Source organism: Rhizobium sp. J15, assembly GCF_002531825.1.
In the GTDB taxonomy this organism is placed as follows: domain Bacteria; phylum Pseudomonadota; class Alphaproteobacteria; order Rhizobiales; family Rhizobiaceae; genus Rhizobium.
Map to the genome: position 1 here is coordinate 26,098 of NZ_NWSX01000035.1, position 14,540 is coordinate 40,637.

Genomic DNA, 14,540 nt, shown 5'->3' on the forward strand with positions numbered 1-14,540 from the left:
CGGGATTGTCGCCGCTGAGGCTCGCGGATGCAGGACACGCTCCAGCATCGCTCCTTGCGGGGTTTACCCCTTGGCTGCCTTCGCCGCCGCCACCATGCCTTCGAGCCAGTCCTGATGGCCGTTGATCATCGGGTTGGGCCTGGCGGCGGCGAGCTCCCTCGCCGGCTTGCCGACCTGTGTTTCCTGGGTCAGAACCCGCACGCGTCCGCCCGGCAGGTCTTCGAGAAGCCAGGCATGATGGACGTCGAGGCGGTGTTCGGCGTCGCCCTCGTCTCCGGCCCAGCCGTGCCAGGCCAGGCGCGCCGGCTGGCCGGCAACAGGAAGAACGCGCTCAACCACCCGGGCTTCCACCGGAAAGCCGAAGGTCTTGAAACGGAAACGCATGCCCTGGCGCAGCTCCGGCCCCAGGCCGTCATCGAACTCCACATCGGCCGAATTGGCATAGTAGCTCGGCCACAGCGTCGCGGTGTCGAGCCAGGGCCACAGATCCGCGACCGTCAGCCCCGCAACGATGACCTCGTTGGAGCAGTAATTGTCGGTGAAGCCGGGGATATAGCCGGCGGGCCAAATGATTTCGCTCATCTTGTTCCTTCCTTGTCTCGCCGCCGGCCGAAACCGACAGCCTCGAAAGGTTGACAGATGAAGCCGCGCCAGAAATAAATCCAATCGCAAATCTGTATTTCCGTCATCAGAATGAGTGATATCAGAACCCTCGATTTCAACCTGCTGAAGGCGCTGGACGCCCTGCTCGACGAGCGTAACGTCACCCGCGCGGCGGCAAGGCTCGGCCTCACCCAGCCGGCCGTCAGCGGCATGCTGACCCGGCTGCGCGAGAATTTCGCCGATCCGCTGTTCATCCGCAGCCAGCGCGGCATCGTTCCCACGCCCCGGGCGCTGGAACTGGCGGGACCCGTCAAACAGGTTCTGGCCGAGATCGAGGCCCTGCTTCAGCCGTCGCTCTTCGACCCGGCGAATGCCCGGCTGACCGTGACGCTGGCGGCGACCGACTATGCGATGAAGGCGGCGGTCGTGCCGTTTCTGGCGGCGCTGCGGCAGCGGGCGCCCGGCATTCGCGTGGCGGTGCGCCCGGTCGAGAGCGACCGCCTGCCGGCGCAGTTCGAGAAGGGCGATGTCGATCTCGCCCTGCTCACTCCCGACACGACGCCGGACTGGCTGCACAGCAGGCGCCTGTTCGATGAGGATTACGTCTGTGCAATGCGACGCGGCCATCCCGATGCCGTGGCCGGACGGCTTACACTCGACCGGTTCTGCGCGCTGGACCATGCGCTGATGTCCCATAGCGGCGCCGTTTTCCACGGCGCGACGGACGAGGCGCTTGCCCGGCTCGGCCGCTCGCGGCGGGTGGTGGCGTCGATCCCGAGCTTCCTGATCCTGCTGGATGTCCTGCGCGCCAGCGACCTCGTCGCCGTCGTTCCCCGCCGCCTGATGGCCGGGGCCGAGGGGCTGGAGCCGGCCGACCCGCCGCTCGCAATACGGGGCTTCACCAAGATCGCCGCATGGCACGACCGCACCCACCGCGACATCGGCCACCGCTGGTTCCGCTCGCTGCTGTTCGAGGTCTGCGGCGACGGCGAAAACGGCCTGTCGGCCGCGCCCGCTTCGCACTGAACGCGGGTGATAGCGGCAAGGCACCGCCGCCCGCTCACCGATCGAATATATCGCGCCACTGCTTTTCGCCGATCAGGCAATCCGTCGTCGGCAGTCCGGCGGTCTTCTGCACCGTTGCCGGCGGGGAAAGGCCGCTGATCTCCAGCACCAGCTTGCGGCGCACGGCGATGGCGAAATCCTCGATCTTGTGGACCGGCAGCACGAAGGCGCCGGGGCCGCCGATCACGCAATCGGCGTAATATTTGTCGAGCCCGCCCGGCGCATCGGAAGGGCGCAGCATGATGGCGAGGCCATTGATGACCATGCCTGACGCCACCGCCTTGTCGCGGGCGGGTGTCACCGGATCGCCTGAGTTGTTCGGGCCGTCGCCTGAAATATCGATCACTTCGCGCCGGCCCTCGAAGGGGCTGGTGACGATCATGCTGGCGCCCTGGTCGATGGCGGTGGAGATCGAGGTGCGCCGCTGGGTGGCGATCGGCCGGGCGCCGAGCTTGTCGGCAAAGGCGATCGCGTCCGCTTCCGTCTCGATCACCTGCCAGCCGATCATCGAATCCTGGACGACATAGCCCGCCCATTCGAAATAGCTGATGGCGATGCGCCCGGTGAGCCCGCTCTGGACCGCGGCGATGAATTCCTTGTGCTTGAGCGCCTCGACATAGCCCTCGCGCTGGATGCTGATCTCCTCGAAATCCATCGACCGAGAGGTGTCGACGGCAAGCACCAGCGTCACATCGACCTCGTTTGCCGCAGCCTGCGCCGCCGGAGCGACACCGGAAAGACCCATGAGCACCGCAAGCGTCGTCAGCATCGGCAGATCCCCACGCATTCAAGCCGCGCAACTCTATCACAGCTTGGCCTGGGAAGGACGCACCGCCACGCGCACGGCTTCAATTTTCGGTGATGGACAAGCGCTCGGCTCGCCATTTCGAGGCTGTCATAAACTGGGCGCCCCTGAGTTGGCCGGGGCTTGCCTGTCCAAGCGCCAAATCCGCACCCATCAATGCAGCGGCAGCCACAAGGGGCTTTTCCATTCCTTCAGCGCTGCGAGAAAGACCTGCAGGCGCAGCGGCAAAAACCGCCGCGTGGGATAGACGGCATGCACGAAGATTTCCTCCGACGACCAGTCCGGCAACAGGCGGACGAGATCGCCTTTTCTGAACTCTTCGTCGCAATAGGTCGAAGGCAGCAGCCCGATGCCGTGACCGCGATGGGTGAACGCGCTGACCGCATCGAAATCTCGGCTGGAGACCGGTCCCGACACTCTGACGTCGATCGATTTCCGTCCGCTGACCAGATGCCATTCCGCTTCGCCGTTGCGGCCGTTCAGGAGCACGCAGTCATGATCCTTGAGGTCCTCAGGCTTCGAAGGAGGTGCCCTGCCCTTCAGATAGTCCGGGGCAGCAGCGAGATATCGGACGCTCTTGCCGAGCCGCTGGGCGACGATAGAGGAATCCTTCAGTTCGCCGAAGCGGATGCCGAGATCGATATTCTCGGCCACCAGGTCGAGGAACAGGTTGGTGACGAAGAGATCGATCTGGATATCGGGATAGGCCTTCAGAAAGGAAGAGACGAATTCGTAAAAGGCTTCCTGCCCGAAGATGACGGGAACGGAGATCTTCAACAGACCTTCCGGCTTTCTCTGCGTTTGCGTAAGCGCCTGCTCGGCATCAAGCAGGTGGGCGAGCGGCTCACTGCACCGGGCGTAATAGGCCTGCCCCTGCGCGGTAAGACTGAGCTTACGCGTCGTGCGCTGGATGAGCGTGACGCCAAGCTGCTCTTCGAGCGACGTCACCTTCCGGCTGACGGTCGAAACGGGCATTCCGAGCGAACGCGCCGCACGGCTGAAACTGCCGTACTGCGCTACCTTCACGAAAACAGCGATATCGTTGAGATCGGCCATGTCCAGACTTTTGCATTAGCGCAAAAGAGAATCCAGATATTTCCATCTAATCGCGCAATCGAGTTTTCGCCATATTCACTTTGCGAACACAACCACAACCCGATGGCGGCGCGATCGCGGCGACCCCATCTCGAGCGACCCCGCCTGTGCATGGCCCGCGTTGCCCGAACCAGATTAATGGAGTTCAACATGACCAAGCAAAAGACTGTCATCGTCACGGGCGCCTCCCAGGGTATCGGAGCCGGCCTCGTCAACGCCTTCGTCGAGCGCGGCTACAACGTCGTCGCCACCTCGCGTCAGGTCAGCACCTCGGAAGCTCTCGAGGCTTCCGACAGGCTGGCCCTCGTCGACGGCGATATCGGCGACGCCGAGACCGCAGCGCGCGTGGCCAAAACCGCGATCGACCGCTTCGGCTCGATCGACGCGCTCGTCAACAATGCCGGCATCTTCCTGACCAAGCCCTTCATCGACTACACGATGACGGATTTCCGCAAGCTCTCCTCGACCAATCTCGAAGGCTTCATCCACCTGACCCAGCAGGTCATCCGGCAGATGCTGGCGCAGAAGACGGGCGGCAGCATCGTCAGCATCACCACGCCGCTGATCGACCATCCGATCGCCGGCTTCTCCGCCTCGGTTTCGATGATGACCAAGGGCGGCATCGACGCCATCTCGAAGAACCTCGCGATGGAATATGCAAGTGACGGAATCCGCGTTAACACGGTCGCTCCTGGCGTCGTCGACACGCCGCTGCACAAGGACAACCCTAAGGATTTCCTGAAGACGCTCTCGCCGATGGCAGGCATTTCCAATGTCGATGAGATCGTCGATGCGGTGGTCTTCCTGACCGAAGCGCCGCGGGTCACCGGGGAGGTGCTGCACGTCGACGGCGGCGCACATCTCGGCAAATGGTAAACCCGCTCGAAACGAAGGCAGCCGGCGCGGAACGCCGGTTGCAGGATCTCGGCATCGCCCTTCCCCCGCCGCCGACGCCCTTCGGCGCCTATGTCGAGGCGGTCACGACCGGCAAGCTGGTTTTCTTCAGCGGCATGCTACCGGTCGTCGACCGCAAGCCCCGCTATATCGGTCGCGTCGGCGGCGCACTGACTGCCGAAGACGGCCGCAAGGCGGCCGAGACGGCGACGCTGAGCGCCCTTGCGGCCGCCAGGGAATATCTCGGCTCGCTGGACAGGGTAGCGAAGGTCGCCAAGCTCGGTGTCTACATTGCCACCGAAGGCGATTTTCGAGACCACCCGACGGTCGCCGACGGCGCATCTGAACTGCTGCTCCAGGTCTTCGGCGAAGACAGGCTTTCCGGCCGCGTCGTCCTCGGCGTCGCCAGCCTGCCGTTGGGCGTGCCGATCGAGCTCGAGCTCATTCTTGAGGTCGAGGACTGAATACACAGGGCGCGCCTCGGCGCGCCCTGCATTTTTTCCGCCGCTGCTCCCTCACCCCGCAATCAAAAGCAAGACATACGCGATCACGCTCACCATCAGCCCGCGAAAGGCGAAGGTGACGCAGCGGTATTTGTTGCGGGCGATGGCAGAGAGAATGTTGGCGTTTTCCAGATACTGGTCGAAGAGGTAGCGCTCGTCGCGGCGAAGGGCGGCGTCGAAGAACATGTCGCGATGCTTCGGCCAGGCGCCCCAGAAGAGCGAGGTGGAGGTGCCGAGCCGTCGCGGCAACACGACGAGGATCGCCGACAGGATGGAAAAGACCGAGGCTGCCGCAAGCAGGCCGGAGAACAGCACGCTGCCCGACGTGCTGCCGGTATAGCGTGCCATGCTGAAGACGGCCCTCACCTCGCTGGAGCTGACCAGAAAGGCGAGCATGAAAGTAAAGATATAGGCGGCCTTTTGATCGGATATCTTGATCTGATCATAAAATATGTCGTTGATTTTCTTGATATGGTCGAAATACTCGGCGCTGACGTCACCAGTCGACGGCCGGCTCAGCATAACCTCCGTGGCACTTTCGAATTCGCTCACCTGAATACTCCATCCCCAAAGTGTATCCCTGATAGTACACTTTGGAACGAAAGCAAGAACACGTGTGCAACATGCTTGACTTTTCCACTCTACACGGACAAAGGGGAAGCGGGGTATGGGGCGGAGTCATGCGGGGTTATTCCAGTAACATCTGTCGCGTCGGGGTGGCGCTGGCGTTTGCGGTGCCTGGTTTCGGGCTGCCGGCGATGGCCGATCCCGTGCCGCGCGCAACGCCTGTGGCCGGCTCCGTCATCGCCCGCAAGACCGGCGAGGAAGTCCGTTTCATCGACGTGTCGGACTGGCGCGTCGTCGACATCAACCAGGATCTTTTGACCGGCGACGTGCTGCGCACCAATGCCAACGGCCAGCTCGCCATCGTCTTTTCCGATCACACCCAGGTCCGTCTCGGCCGCAATTCCTCGCTGCAGGTCAAGAAGATGGCGGCGAGCGGCGACACGATCCTCAATCTGCAGTCCGGCACGATCTGGGCGCGCGCCGAGCGCGGCGGCCAGGGCCTGACGGTCGAGACGCCTGCGGCAGCCGCCGCCATCCGCGGCACCGACTGGACGATGACGGTCGAAGGCGCCAAGACCTCGATGATCGTGCTGGAAGGCCGCGTCGCGCTCTCCAACCCGCAGGGCAGCGTCGAGGTGAACCAGGGCGAAGGGGCCGTCGCCACCATCGGCCAGGCGCCGACCAAGATCATCAGCGTCAATCCGGACGACCGCGAGCAGATGCTGTTCTATCTCGACCTGCGCGACGGCTTCGACCTGATGCCGACCTCGCCGCTGCGGGCCGATCGCATGGCCACGGAGCGCCGCCGCCTGCTGGCGCTGCCTCCGGAGCGGCGCACGACCGAGGACTGGCTGGAGCTCGCCGAAGTGCAGAGCGCCTTCGACGGCCGCCAGGCCGCGGCCGCAACCTTGCAGAAGATCCGCGGCCGCAAACTGACGGCGGCCCAGCAGGCGCGCGTCGACCTGATCGACGCCACCATCGCCGGCTCGGAGAAGCGCTATTCCGATGCCGCCAGGCTGTTCCAGAAGGCTCTGCCTCATCTCGACCCGACACGCCGCAACATGGCGCAGTTCGGCGGCTATTTCGCCCGCTCGCTCGCCGATCCCGCCCATGCCGAACCGCCGCCGGCCAACGCCACCGGCGGCCCCTATGGCGCAATCATGGAAGCCTATACGACAGGCTTCCTGAAAGACCCGCGCGCAGCGATCGAGATCATCAAAAAAGCCGAACAGCGCTATCCCGACGATCCGACCCTGCCGGCGGTCCGCGCCCAACTGGCGGAGCTCACCGATGACCGCGAGCAGATGAAGGCGGCGATAGAACGCTCGCTGTCGCTCGACCCCGATCATCCGATGGCGCTGTCGGCCCGTGCCGGTTACAAGGCGACCTATGAAAGCGACATCGACGGCGCGCTTGCCGACCTGAACCGCGCCATCGCGCTAGCCCCCGGGGCGTCGGGCACCCTGAATTCGCTCGGCCTGCTGCAGAGTTCGCGCGATGCCAATGGCGAAGCGGAAAAGGCCTTCAAGAAGGCGATCGAGCTCGATCCGCAGGACCCGCTGCTGCACGCAAACCTCTCGATCCTCTATCTCGACCAGGGGCGGATGAAGGAAGCCAAGCGCGAGATCGACACGGCGATCGCGCTTGATCCCTCCTTCGATCTCGCTTTGCTCGCCCGCGGCCGTTATTACCTGCAAACCGGCGAGCGCGAAAAGGCGCTGGCCGATCTGCTCGCCGCCAGCACCGCCAATCCCGGTCATTCGCAGTCGCAGATGATGCTCGCCGCCGCCCATTACGAAAAAGGCGACCGCATCCCCTCCCAGCAGGCACTCGACAATGCCGACCGGCTCGACGACAACGACCCGGCAATCTCGGCCTTCCGTACTGCGGTCGATATCGACGATTACGACGCCGACGGCGCGATCCGCAACGCTCAGGAATATCTGCGCCGTTCGCGCGCCCGCGGCGGCGATTACGGCTCGCTCGGCGCCAATGCGAGCGCCGGTTCGACGCTCAACAACGCCTTCCGCCTGCAGGGCCTGGATGCCTGGGGCCGCTATTACGGCGATGCCGTCTTCGATCCCTTCAAGGGCACCGGTTATATCGACCAGTCGATCAAGGGCAGCATCTTTCCCTTCGTCAACGCGACGAGCTTCAGCGACGACAACATCATCCAGAACCGCGGCAATGCGTCGAGCTACTCATCCTTCATCCAGGGCCTGCTGCTCTCTCCGCACATGCTGTCGGGCCGTTCGCGCTCGGCAACGCTGTTCGACGTGCCCTTCATCGAAGGCTCGCTCGGCGGCGGCATCAATAGCGTCGACGGCCATACGAGACGTATCGGCGAGGCCGATATCCAAGGCTATTCCAACGAGACGATCCCGATCAGCTTCTATGGAAATCTGACCTGGGAAGAGCTGGCGCTCGATCGCGACTATCGGGATTTCGGCGGCGTTCAGACGGACAACAAGTTGCTGAGCGCCAACGCTTATCTGACCGCGACGGTCACGCCTGACGATCGCGTGGTGGCCTTCGTCAACCATGGCAAGAATGATGGAACGCTGAACGCGCTATCCCAAGGCTCGACACTGACTGATTTTCTCAACCTCTTGGGCTTCGGGGTGCGGACTGAAATCTCTTCGGAATATAGCTATCGACGCTCTATCAACGAGGCGACGAATGCCGGCCTAGGCTGGAGCCACACCTTCGGTTACGAAAACATATTGAACGGTGCCCTCCTTTATTCGGAGAGCAAGTCGCAAACGTCAAACTCCCTGCAGGTCGATGATGCACCGGTTCTAGGTCTGCCAGACCCCGACATTATTCCGTTCTTGGATGCAACCGAGGAAGTGTCCTCGAAGACCTATATCGGCGCTCTCAGCCATTCCATTGGCAGCGGACCACTGACCTGGCGGTATGGTATTGAAGGTGGCTGGATCGATGCCAGCACGACCACCTTCTCTCGCCTTCACGAACTCTTCCCGCTCTTGCCGCTCATTCCCGAAACCACTGACGGCCCTGACACATTCAGCAACCGCATCAATATCGGCCGCGCCTACGTCGATGTGCTGCACGAGATCACCCCCGATCTCAAGGGCGAATACGCCTTGTTCGCCACGCGCCTGGAGGGTGACGGCATCGATGTCAGCCGCCTGGAGCCGCGCTTCGGCCTCGCCTGGACGCCGATTCAAAACCACTGGCTGCGCGCCGCCTTCATGCGGCAAAGCTTCGACACCACCGTCCCGACCCTTGCGCCGATCGGCATACTCGGGCTGCAGGCCAATCAATTTTCCAACAACCTGCGGGGCTATACGGATACGGTCGCCCTGCAATGGGATGCCGAATGGACCGACCGCTTCTTCACTTCGGTCGAATACCAGCATCAGGAACTGCATGATTTCTCGGTCGATTTTCCGCTGATCTCGCTTCCCTCCGATACCAGCCTGCCGATCTCGCGCGGCAGCATCGATCGCGCTGCCGTCACCGCCAACGTGGCGCTCGGCAACGGCTTCGGCCTGTCGGCCACCTATGCCTATATGGATTCGGAAAACCGGGATCCGCTTGAGCCGATCTATGGCGGCCCTCTTCCCTTCATACCGCAGAATTCCGGGCAGATTGCGCTGACCTGGGTCAACGAAGCCAAGATCAAGACGACGCTCGCCGCCAACTATATCGGCGAACGCGACGGCGATCGTTTCGGCACCAAGCTCGACGATTACTGGAGCCTCGACGCTCACCTCGTCTGGGAGCCGTTCGACAAGCGCATCGAGCTGGAGGCGGCCGCCTATAACCTGCTCGACGAGGAGTTCGAGATCACGCCCGGCGTGCCCGGCTGGGGCCGCGCTTTCAAGGGCACGCTCAAAGTCCGCTTCTGATGCGGGCGCAGGAAAAGCCCCGGCAGGCAGGGCAGACCGGCAGCCGCCATCTCCGGCTCCTGGTGCTGTCGCTGACGACGCTGATCGCCATCTCGCTTCTGTCGCGCCTGCCCGCCTGGTCGCTGCTGGAGCTCAGAAGCTTCGACTATCTCTCGACCGTCGACGATCCCCGTCCGCCGCCCGGCGGCCCGGTCATCGTCGCGATCGACGAACCCTCGCTGGCCGATATCAACGCGCAATGGCCCTGGCCGCGCAGCCTGCATGCCGAGCTCATCAGCCAGCTGCGCGCCGCCGGCGCCCGCGTCATCGGCCTCGACATCATCATGGCCGAGCCCTCGAACCCGGAAAATGACGCGGCGATCACCAGGGCCGTCGGCCCCGACATCGTGCTGGCCGGCGACGAAACCCTGATCGAGACGCCGCAGGCCTCGCAGCTGATCCGCGCGACGCCGCTGCCGCAGCTGACCGAAGCAGGCGCCGTGACCGGCATCGCCTCGATCGATCTCAGCGGCGACGGCATCTTCCGGCGCATTCCGGGCTATGAGGACGGCTTTGCCGCCATGCTGGCGAAAGCCGCCGACGTGGCTCCCGAAGCCCTGCCGGCCGGCCGGCTCATCCAGTCCTTCGGCCCGGCCCGCAGCTATCCCACGGTCTCCTATTACCAGGCGCTCGACCCGAAGGGCCTGCTGCCGCCGGATTATTTCAAGGATCGCGTCGTGCTCGTCGGCCTCAGCCTGCAGAATGCGCCCGCGATCGACAAGGGCGGCGTCGACGCCTTTGCGACGCCCTATACGGTTCATACCGGCAAGCTCGTCTCCGGCGTCGAGATCCAGGCCACGATCTACGACAATATCCGCCGCGGCCTGTCGATCGCCGAAGCCAGGCTGCCGACGGTCGCCGCCTGCATCCTGATATCGGTGCTGCTGGCGGCCACCACCGTCTGGCGCTCGACGGGATGGCTGACGATCGTGACCAGTGCCGCGGCGCTCCTCGCCTTCGCGGCCGTCAGTGCCGCCGGTATCCGGCTTGCCCATGTCTTCGTCTCGCCGCTCGGCCCGACCGTCGCCTATATCTCCGTCGTCTTCGGACAGGCTGCCTTCGATTTTGCCGAGGAGCGCCGCAACAAGCGCCAGATCACCCGCGCCTTCGCCCAGTATATCTCGCCCGATCTCGTCAAGCGCCTGTCGAACGACCCCTCGCAGCTGAAGCTCGGCGGCGAGCGGCGCACGCTCTCGGTGCTGTTCTCGGACGTGCGGGGCTTCACCACCATCGCCGAGACGCTGAAGGACGATCCGGAGCAGCTGACCGGCCTGATCAACCGGCTGCTGACGCCGCTCTCCGACGTGGTGATGGACCACGGCGGCACGATCGACAAATATATGGGCGACTGCATCATGGCCTTCTGGAACGCGCCGCTCGACGATCCCGACCACGCGCTCCACGCCGTGCGCGCCTCGCTCGCCATGCAGTCGGCGATTTCGAGGCTGAACGGCCAGCTGGAGCGGGAGGCGGCAGCCTTCGGCCGCAAGCCGCACGTCCTGAAGATGGGCGTCGGCATCAACACCGGCGAATGCATCGTCGGCAACATGGGCTCGACCCGCCGCTTCGACTATTCCTGCCTCGGCGACAGCGTCAACCTCGCCTCCCGCCTCGAAGGCGCCTCGAAGAATTACGGCGTGGCCCTGCTGCTCGGCGAAGAAACCGCAAGGCTGGTCGCCGCCAACTACACCATCGTCGAACTCGACCGCATCATCGTCAAAGGCCGCACCGTCCCCTCGCCCGTCTTCACCGTCGTGCACAAGGCCGACGCCGCAGCACTGGCCGCGCATCAGGCCTTCATCGAGGCGAAATATGCCGGGACGCTGGCGCCATCCGATGCCGTCTTCGACACGCTGGCTGCTGATATTCCAGAGCTTGCCGCCTATTACGCCGCCGTGCGGGATGCGTTGACAGAAGGCGGGGAATGATTGTTATCTGTAAAGAGCGATGTCGCCGATGGCCACTTCGGCCCAATCCAGCCGTCCGGCTGCATCTTTGCGAACGACCGCTTCGCGCCTCATCCCACCAAACCGGCCGTGGCGGCTTCCTGAAATCGGACACGCCGCACTTCCGTTCCATGCAAGGCTATAGTAGCAAAATCAGTGGGGAACATAGACATCGCGCCCCTCCCGCTAAACAAGCGGCAATAATTTCACACAGCTGACAACCGCGACTTGATAGTGCTGGCTACGGATGGCTTAACCTCATCAGTCATCTATCGGATAACGAACAATCTCATGCGCTACTTCGGTGATTGCTCTCCCAACAACTGGCTCTTTCGCCCACTTGACAGTGTCCCAGGCCGTTTAGTGCTGGATGCCAACGTGTTGCTAGACCTCTTGTTAATTGTTGATGGACTTGGTTTTTTTGTGGTGCGCGGCCTGCGTCGACGCGGTTTCACTCTGCTCACGACGACGATCGCAATTGAAGAGGTTAAGCGGACACTTAAGCGTGGGCGTGCGAGCTTGTGCGACTTGTCGCCCTTAGTAGATTTGCTACTCAGCAACGGAGAAATTCAGGCAAAATTGCCCACTACTGTAGTGCATGGGGTTTCGGATCATGACAACCACTTGGCTGCGGTCGCGTGTGAATACCATGCCGGTATCGTAAGTGAGGATTTGCCACTTCTGTACGACCTAGACAGAGCGCAAATACACGCACGAAGCCTTCGCGAGGTCGCACTATCATTGACCTCGGCAGATAGACCGAACCAAGAGCTAACTATCTTTGGTCAAGGTACCGGCGCTGATGGTCATGTCTTCCTTAAGGTGATTCCTGACGCTGACGTGGCGACGAATGCACTGCGCTCTTGGTACCTGTTTGATCAGGAGAAGTTTGGATCGATACGCTATGACGGTACACGCAAGTCCTTCATCTTCGCTGCGAGCGCTGGTGGGGAACTTGCTTTGCCTATCGAACTCATTCCTGAAAACCAGTACGCAATTCTGTTGAACTACTCTGTGGGGCAGCGCACAAGTCTCACGATGAAGGTTAGACGCTTCGGTCACGATGCGGAGCTTGTCGCTACTGCGCAGGTCGCCCCCCTCAAGGGTAGACCAACAAGAGCAATCATAGTCATGAACTCACAGGCAAAAAACGTTGGATGGAACGGAAGTCTGCAAGCGCTGACCTTCGGACCTTACCAACCAAATAAGCAGGTATGGCGTGCATCTCACTCGCTTGTAGGAGTTGCTCCGCCGACGCTAACAGCGGACTTAGCGTTCACAGCAGCCATTCTGACCGAGATAAAGGGCGACCAAGTGCGTAGACCCCTCAGGCAGCATGTCCTAGAACTCGCGAACATGAGCATCCCGGGTTTTTACCCTGGCCGAAGGGCGGCTGAACGAGAAGCGAAATGGTTTGAGGAAGACGATAGCGAGGCATGAACCTAAGTGACGGGTCGATGCTCCTGCGGCCGGCATAAGTATGACGCCTGCTCATCGGGTGGTGGCACTGACGGAGAGGCAGGCAAAGGGCTGGCCTAGGGGTAGCGCCGGTGAATGTCCACTTCGGCCAACCGGCCTCCCGCTCGAGGACGTCGGCTTCTGTCCCCATACCTGACCCTTGGCATCTAGACGATGAACGCAAACAAGGCGCACTGCGATCGCCCTGCATTATAATCTTTCAGATCTTATGGCCGACAAATTATAAGAAGCGACGTGTGCCCGAATTCAGCTGTTGGGTCTGCAACGAAACCATAGACTCACAGGGCGGTTCCTAACAACCCGCTGCCCGCAGCCTCACAATCTCGGGCCCAACCACCGCGATAAACAATCCGGGATCGCCGAGAGCCCTGGCCGAGAGCATCGCCCCATGGACCGAGGCCATCAGCATCTGGGCCTGCTCCTCCGGCCGCTTGTCCAGCCGGAACAGGCCCTGCTCTACTCCGGCCTGCAGCACCGAGGTCAGCCATGCCGCCAGCCCTTGGAAATGGGCGCGCACACGTGAGGCCACCTCGTCGGGCAGCATTTGCATTTCGCTGGCGAGCATGGCGCAGACGCAGAAGGGCTGCGAGGCGTTTTCGATGCAGGAACGCCAGTAGTCGATGTAGAATTGCAGCTGATCGGCAGGGCTTGCGGCTTGCTCGCGCAGCGACTGCAATCCCGCCGCCGCCTGCCTGGTGTAACGGTCGACCAGCACCGCGACCAGCTCGGCCTTCGCAGGAAAATGATGGTGGATGCTCGCCTTGCGGATGCCGATCGCGTCCGAGATGTCGGCATAGCTGAAGCCGTTATAGCCGCCCGCCACGATGAGCGACTGGGCGATATCGAGGATCTTGTCCGAGGTCGAAGCCGTTGATTTCATAGTGCCGCCTACCTTCTGGTAGGAAGATTGTCAAGTCCTGGCGCTTCGCTCTCCCTTCACAAGAAGGTGTCCGCGAACCGCATTGACTCCTTTTCACTGCCTTCCTACTAGTAGGTAGACAAACGAGGAACCTGTCCATGCAAGCTCAATCTTCGAACCAGTCCGACTGGCTGCGATCCTATTATTTCACCCGCGCCGCATTCTCGCTCGTCTGGATTGCTGCCGCCATTCTCCTTGCCGGGCAGCCCGGCGCTGCGGCCTTCCTGCTGGTGATCTATCCCTTGTGGGATGCGCTCGCCAATCTAGTCGACGCCCGGGTCAACGGCGGTCTGCGGGCCAATCCGTCGCAGACGCTGAATGTCGCGGTCAGCACGGTCACGGCGCTCGCCGTCATCATCGCGCTCGGTGTCAGCACCCATGCCGTCCTCGCCGTCTTCGGGGCCTGGGCCATCCTCTCGGGCCTGCTGCAGCTCTATACCGGCGTGAGGCGCTGGCGCAGCGAAGGCGCCCAATGGGTGATGATCCTGAGCGGCGCGCAATCCGCCCTTGCCGGCGGCTTCATGATCGGCCGATCGCTCGGCTCCGCCACGCCGACGATCCTCGATATCGTGCCCTATGCGGGCTTCGGCGCATTCTACTTCCTGCTCTCCTCGATCTGGCTTGCCGTCGCGGCCCGTCGCAAGGCGCATGCATAGGCGCTATCCGGTTCTTGCGGCGGCAAACTTGCCGCCGCCGAAGCCTGCATGCGGGCCATTCAAGATCTCGGCGATGCGCAAGATTTGCGCAAGA

The 14,540-nt window shown here is 62.6% G+C and carries 12 protein-coding genes; 7 read left to right on the top strand and 5 right to left on the bottom strand.

Annotation, left to right across the window (positions count from 1 at the left end):
* Window positions 1-63: 63 nt before the first annotated feature.
* Window positions 64-582 carry a polyketide cyclase gene (locus tag CO670_RS24000; protein WP_097592515.1) on the bottom strand — a complete coding sequence of 173 codons (519 nt, stop codon included), beginning with the start codon at window positions 580-582 and terminating at the stop codon, window positions 64-66.
* A 111-nt stretch (window positions 583-693) separates the two neighbouring features.
* On the opposite strand from CO670_RS24000, the gene CO670_RS24005 reads away from it, so the two are divergent.
* Window positions 694-1,629, top strand: coding sequence for a LysR family transcriptional regulator (locus CO670_RS24005; RefSeq protein ID WP_097592516.1), 936 nt, complete (start codon window positions 694-696; stop codon window positions 1,627-1,629).
* Between the two features lie 34 nt (window positions 1,630-1,663).
* Here CO670_RS24005 and CO670_RS24010 read toward each other — a convergent pair whose 3' ends face one another.
* Both CO670_RS24010 and CO670_RS24015 read right to left on the bottom strand, forming a co-directional pair.
* Window positions 1,664-2,437, bottom strand: coding sequence for a DUF1194 domain-containing protein (locus tag CO670_RS24010; RefSeq protein ID WP_097592517.1), 774 nt, complete (start codon window positions 2,435-2,437; stop codon window positions 1,664-1,666).
* A 189-nt stretch (window positions 2,438-2,626) separates the two neighbouring features.
* Window positions 2,627-3,529, bottom strand: coding sequence for a LysR family transcriptional regulator (locus tag CO670_RS24015; protein ID WP_097592518.1), 903 nt, complete (start codon window positions 3,527-3,529; stop codon window positions 2,627-2,629).
* 189 nt (window positions 3,530-3,718) lie between these two features.
* On the opposite strand from CO670_RS24015, the gene CO670_RS24020 reads away from it, so the two are divergent.
* Together CO670_RS24020 and CO670_RS24025 are read left to right on the top strand one after the other, a co-directional pair.
* Window positions 3,719-4,444 (top strand): SDR family oxidoreductase, encoded by a 726-nt coding sequence (locus tag CO670_RS24020; RefSeq protein WP_097592546.1) that lies wholly within the window; start codon window positions 3,719-3,721, stop codon window positions 4,442-4,444.
* Entirely contained in the window at window positions 4,438-4,926 is a 489-nt protein-coding gene (locus CO670_RS24025) for a RidA family protein (RefSeq protein WP_097592519.1), read from the top strand. Before CO670_RS24020 ends, CO670_RS24025 begins: the two co-directional genes overlap by 7 nt.
* 51 nt (window positions 4,927-4,977) lie before the next feature.
* Here the strand turns inward: CO670_RS24025 and CO670_RS24030 are convergent, their stop codons facing one another.
* Window positions 4,978-5,517 carry a Pycsar system effector family protein gene (locus CO670_RS24030; protein WP_097592520.1) on the bottom strand — a complete coding sequence of 180 codons (540 nt, stop codon included), beginning with the start codon at window positions 5,515-5,517 and terminating at the stop codon, window positions 4,978-4,980.
* A 128-nt stretch (window positions 5,518-5,645) separates the two neighbouring features.
* Between CO670_RS24030 and CO670_RS24035 the strand changes: the two genes are divergently transcribed.
* The 3 genes from CO670_RS24035 (at window position 5,646) to CO670_RS24045 (ending at window position 12,832) form a co-directional block, all read left to right on the top strand.
* Window positions 5,646-9,407, top strand: a complete 3,762-nt coding sequence (locus CO670_RS24035; RefSeq protein WP_097592521.1) for a FecR domain-containing protein — start codon at window positions 5,646-5,648, stop codon at window positions 9,405-9,407.
* Window positions 9,407-11,374 carry an adenylate/guanylate cyclase domain-containing protein gene (locus CO670_RS24040; RefSeq protein WP_097592522.1) on the top strand — a complete coding sequence of 656 codons (1,968 nt, stop codon included), beginning with the start codon at window positions 9,407-9,409 and terminating at the stop codon, window positions 11,372-11,374. The genes CO670_RS24035 and CO670_RS24040 overlap by 1 nt, the downstream gene beginning before the upstream one ends.
* 309 nt (window positions 11,375-11,683) lie before the next feature.
* Window positions 11,684-12,832, top strand: coding sequence for a hypothetical protein (locus CO670_RS24045; protein WP_097592523.1), 1,149 nt, complete (start codon window positions 11,684-11,686; stop codon window positions 12,830-12,832).
* Between the two features lie 331 nt (window positions 12,833-13,163).
* Here the strand turns inward: CO670_RS24045 and CO670_RS24050 are convergent, their stop codons facing one another.
* A complete protein-coding gene (locus CO670_RS24050) occupies window positions 13,164-13,751 on the bottom strand; it encodes a TetR/AcrR family transcriptional regulator (protein ID WP_097592524.1) in 588 nt (195 codons plus the stop codon).
* 137 nt (window positions 13,752-13,888) lie between these two features.
* Between CO670_RS24050 and CO670_RS24055 the strand changes: the two genes are divergently transcribed.
* Window positions 13,889-14,446 (top strand): DUF308 domain-containing protein, encoded by a 558-nt coding sequence (locus CO670_RS24055; protein WP_097592525.1) that lies wholly within the window; start codon window positions 13,889-13,891, stop codon window positions 14,444-14,446.
* The last annotated feature ends 94 nt before the right edge of the window (window positions 14,447-14,540 follow it).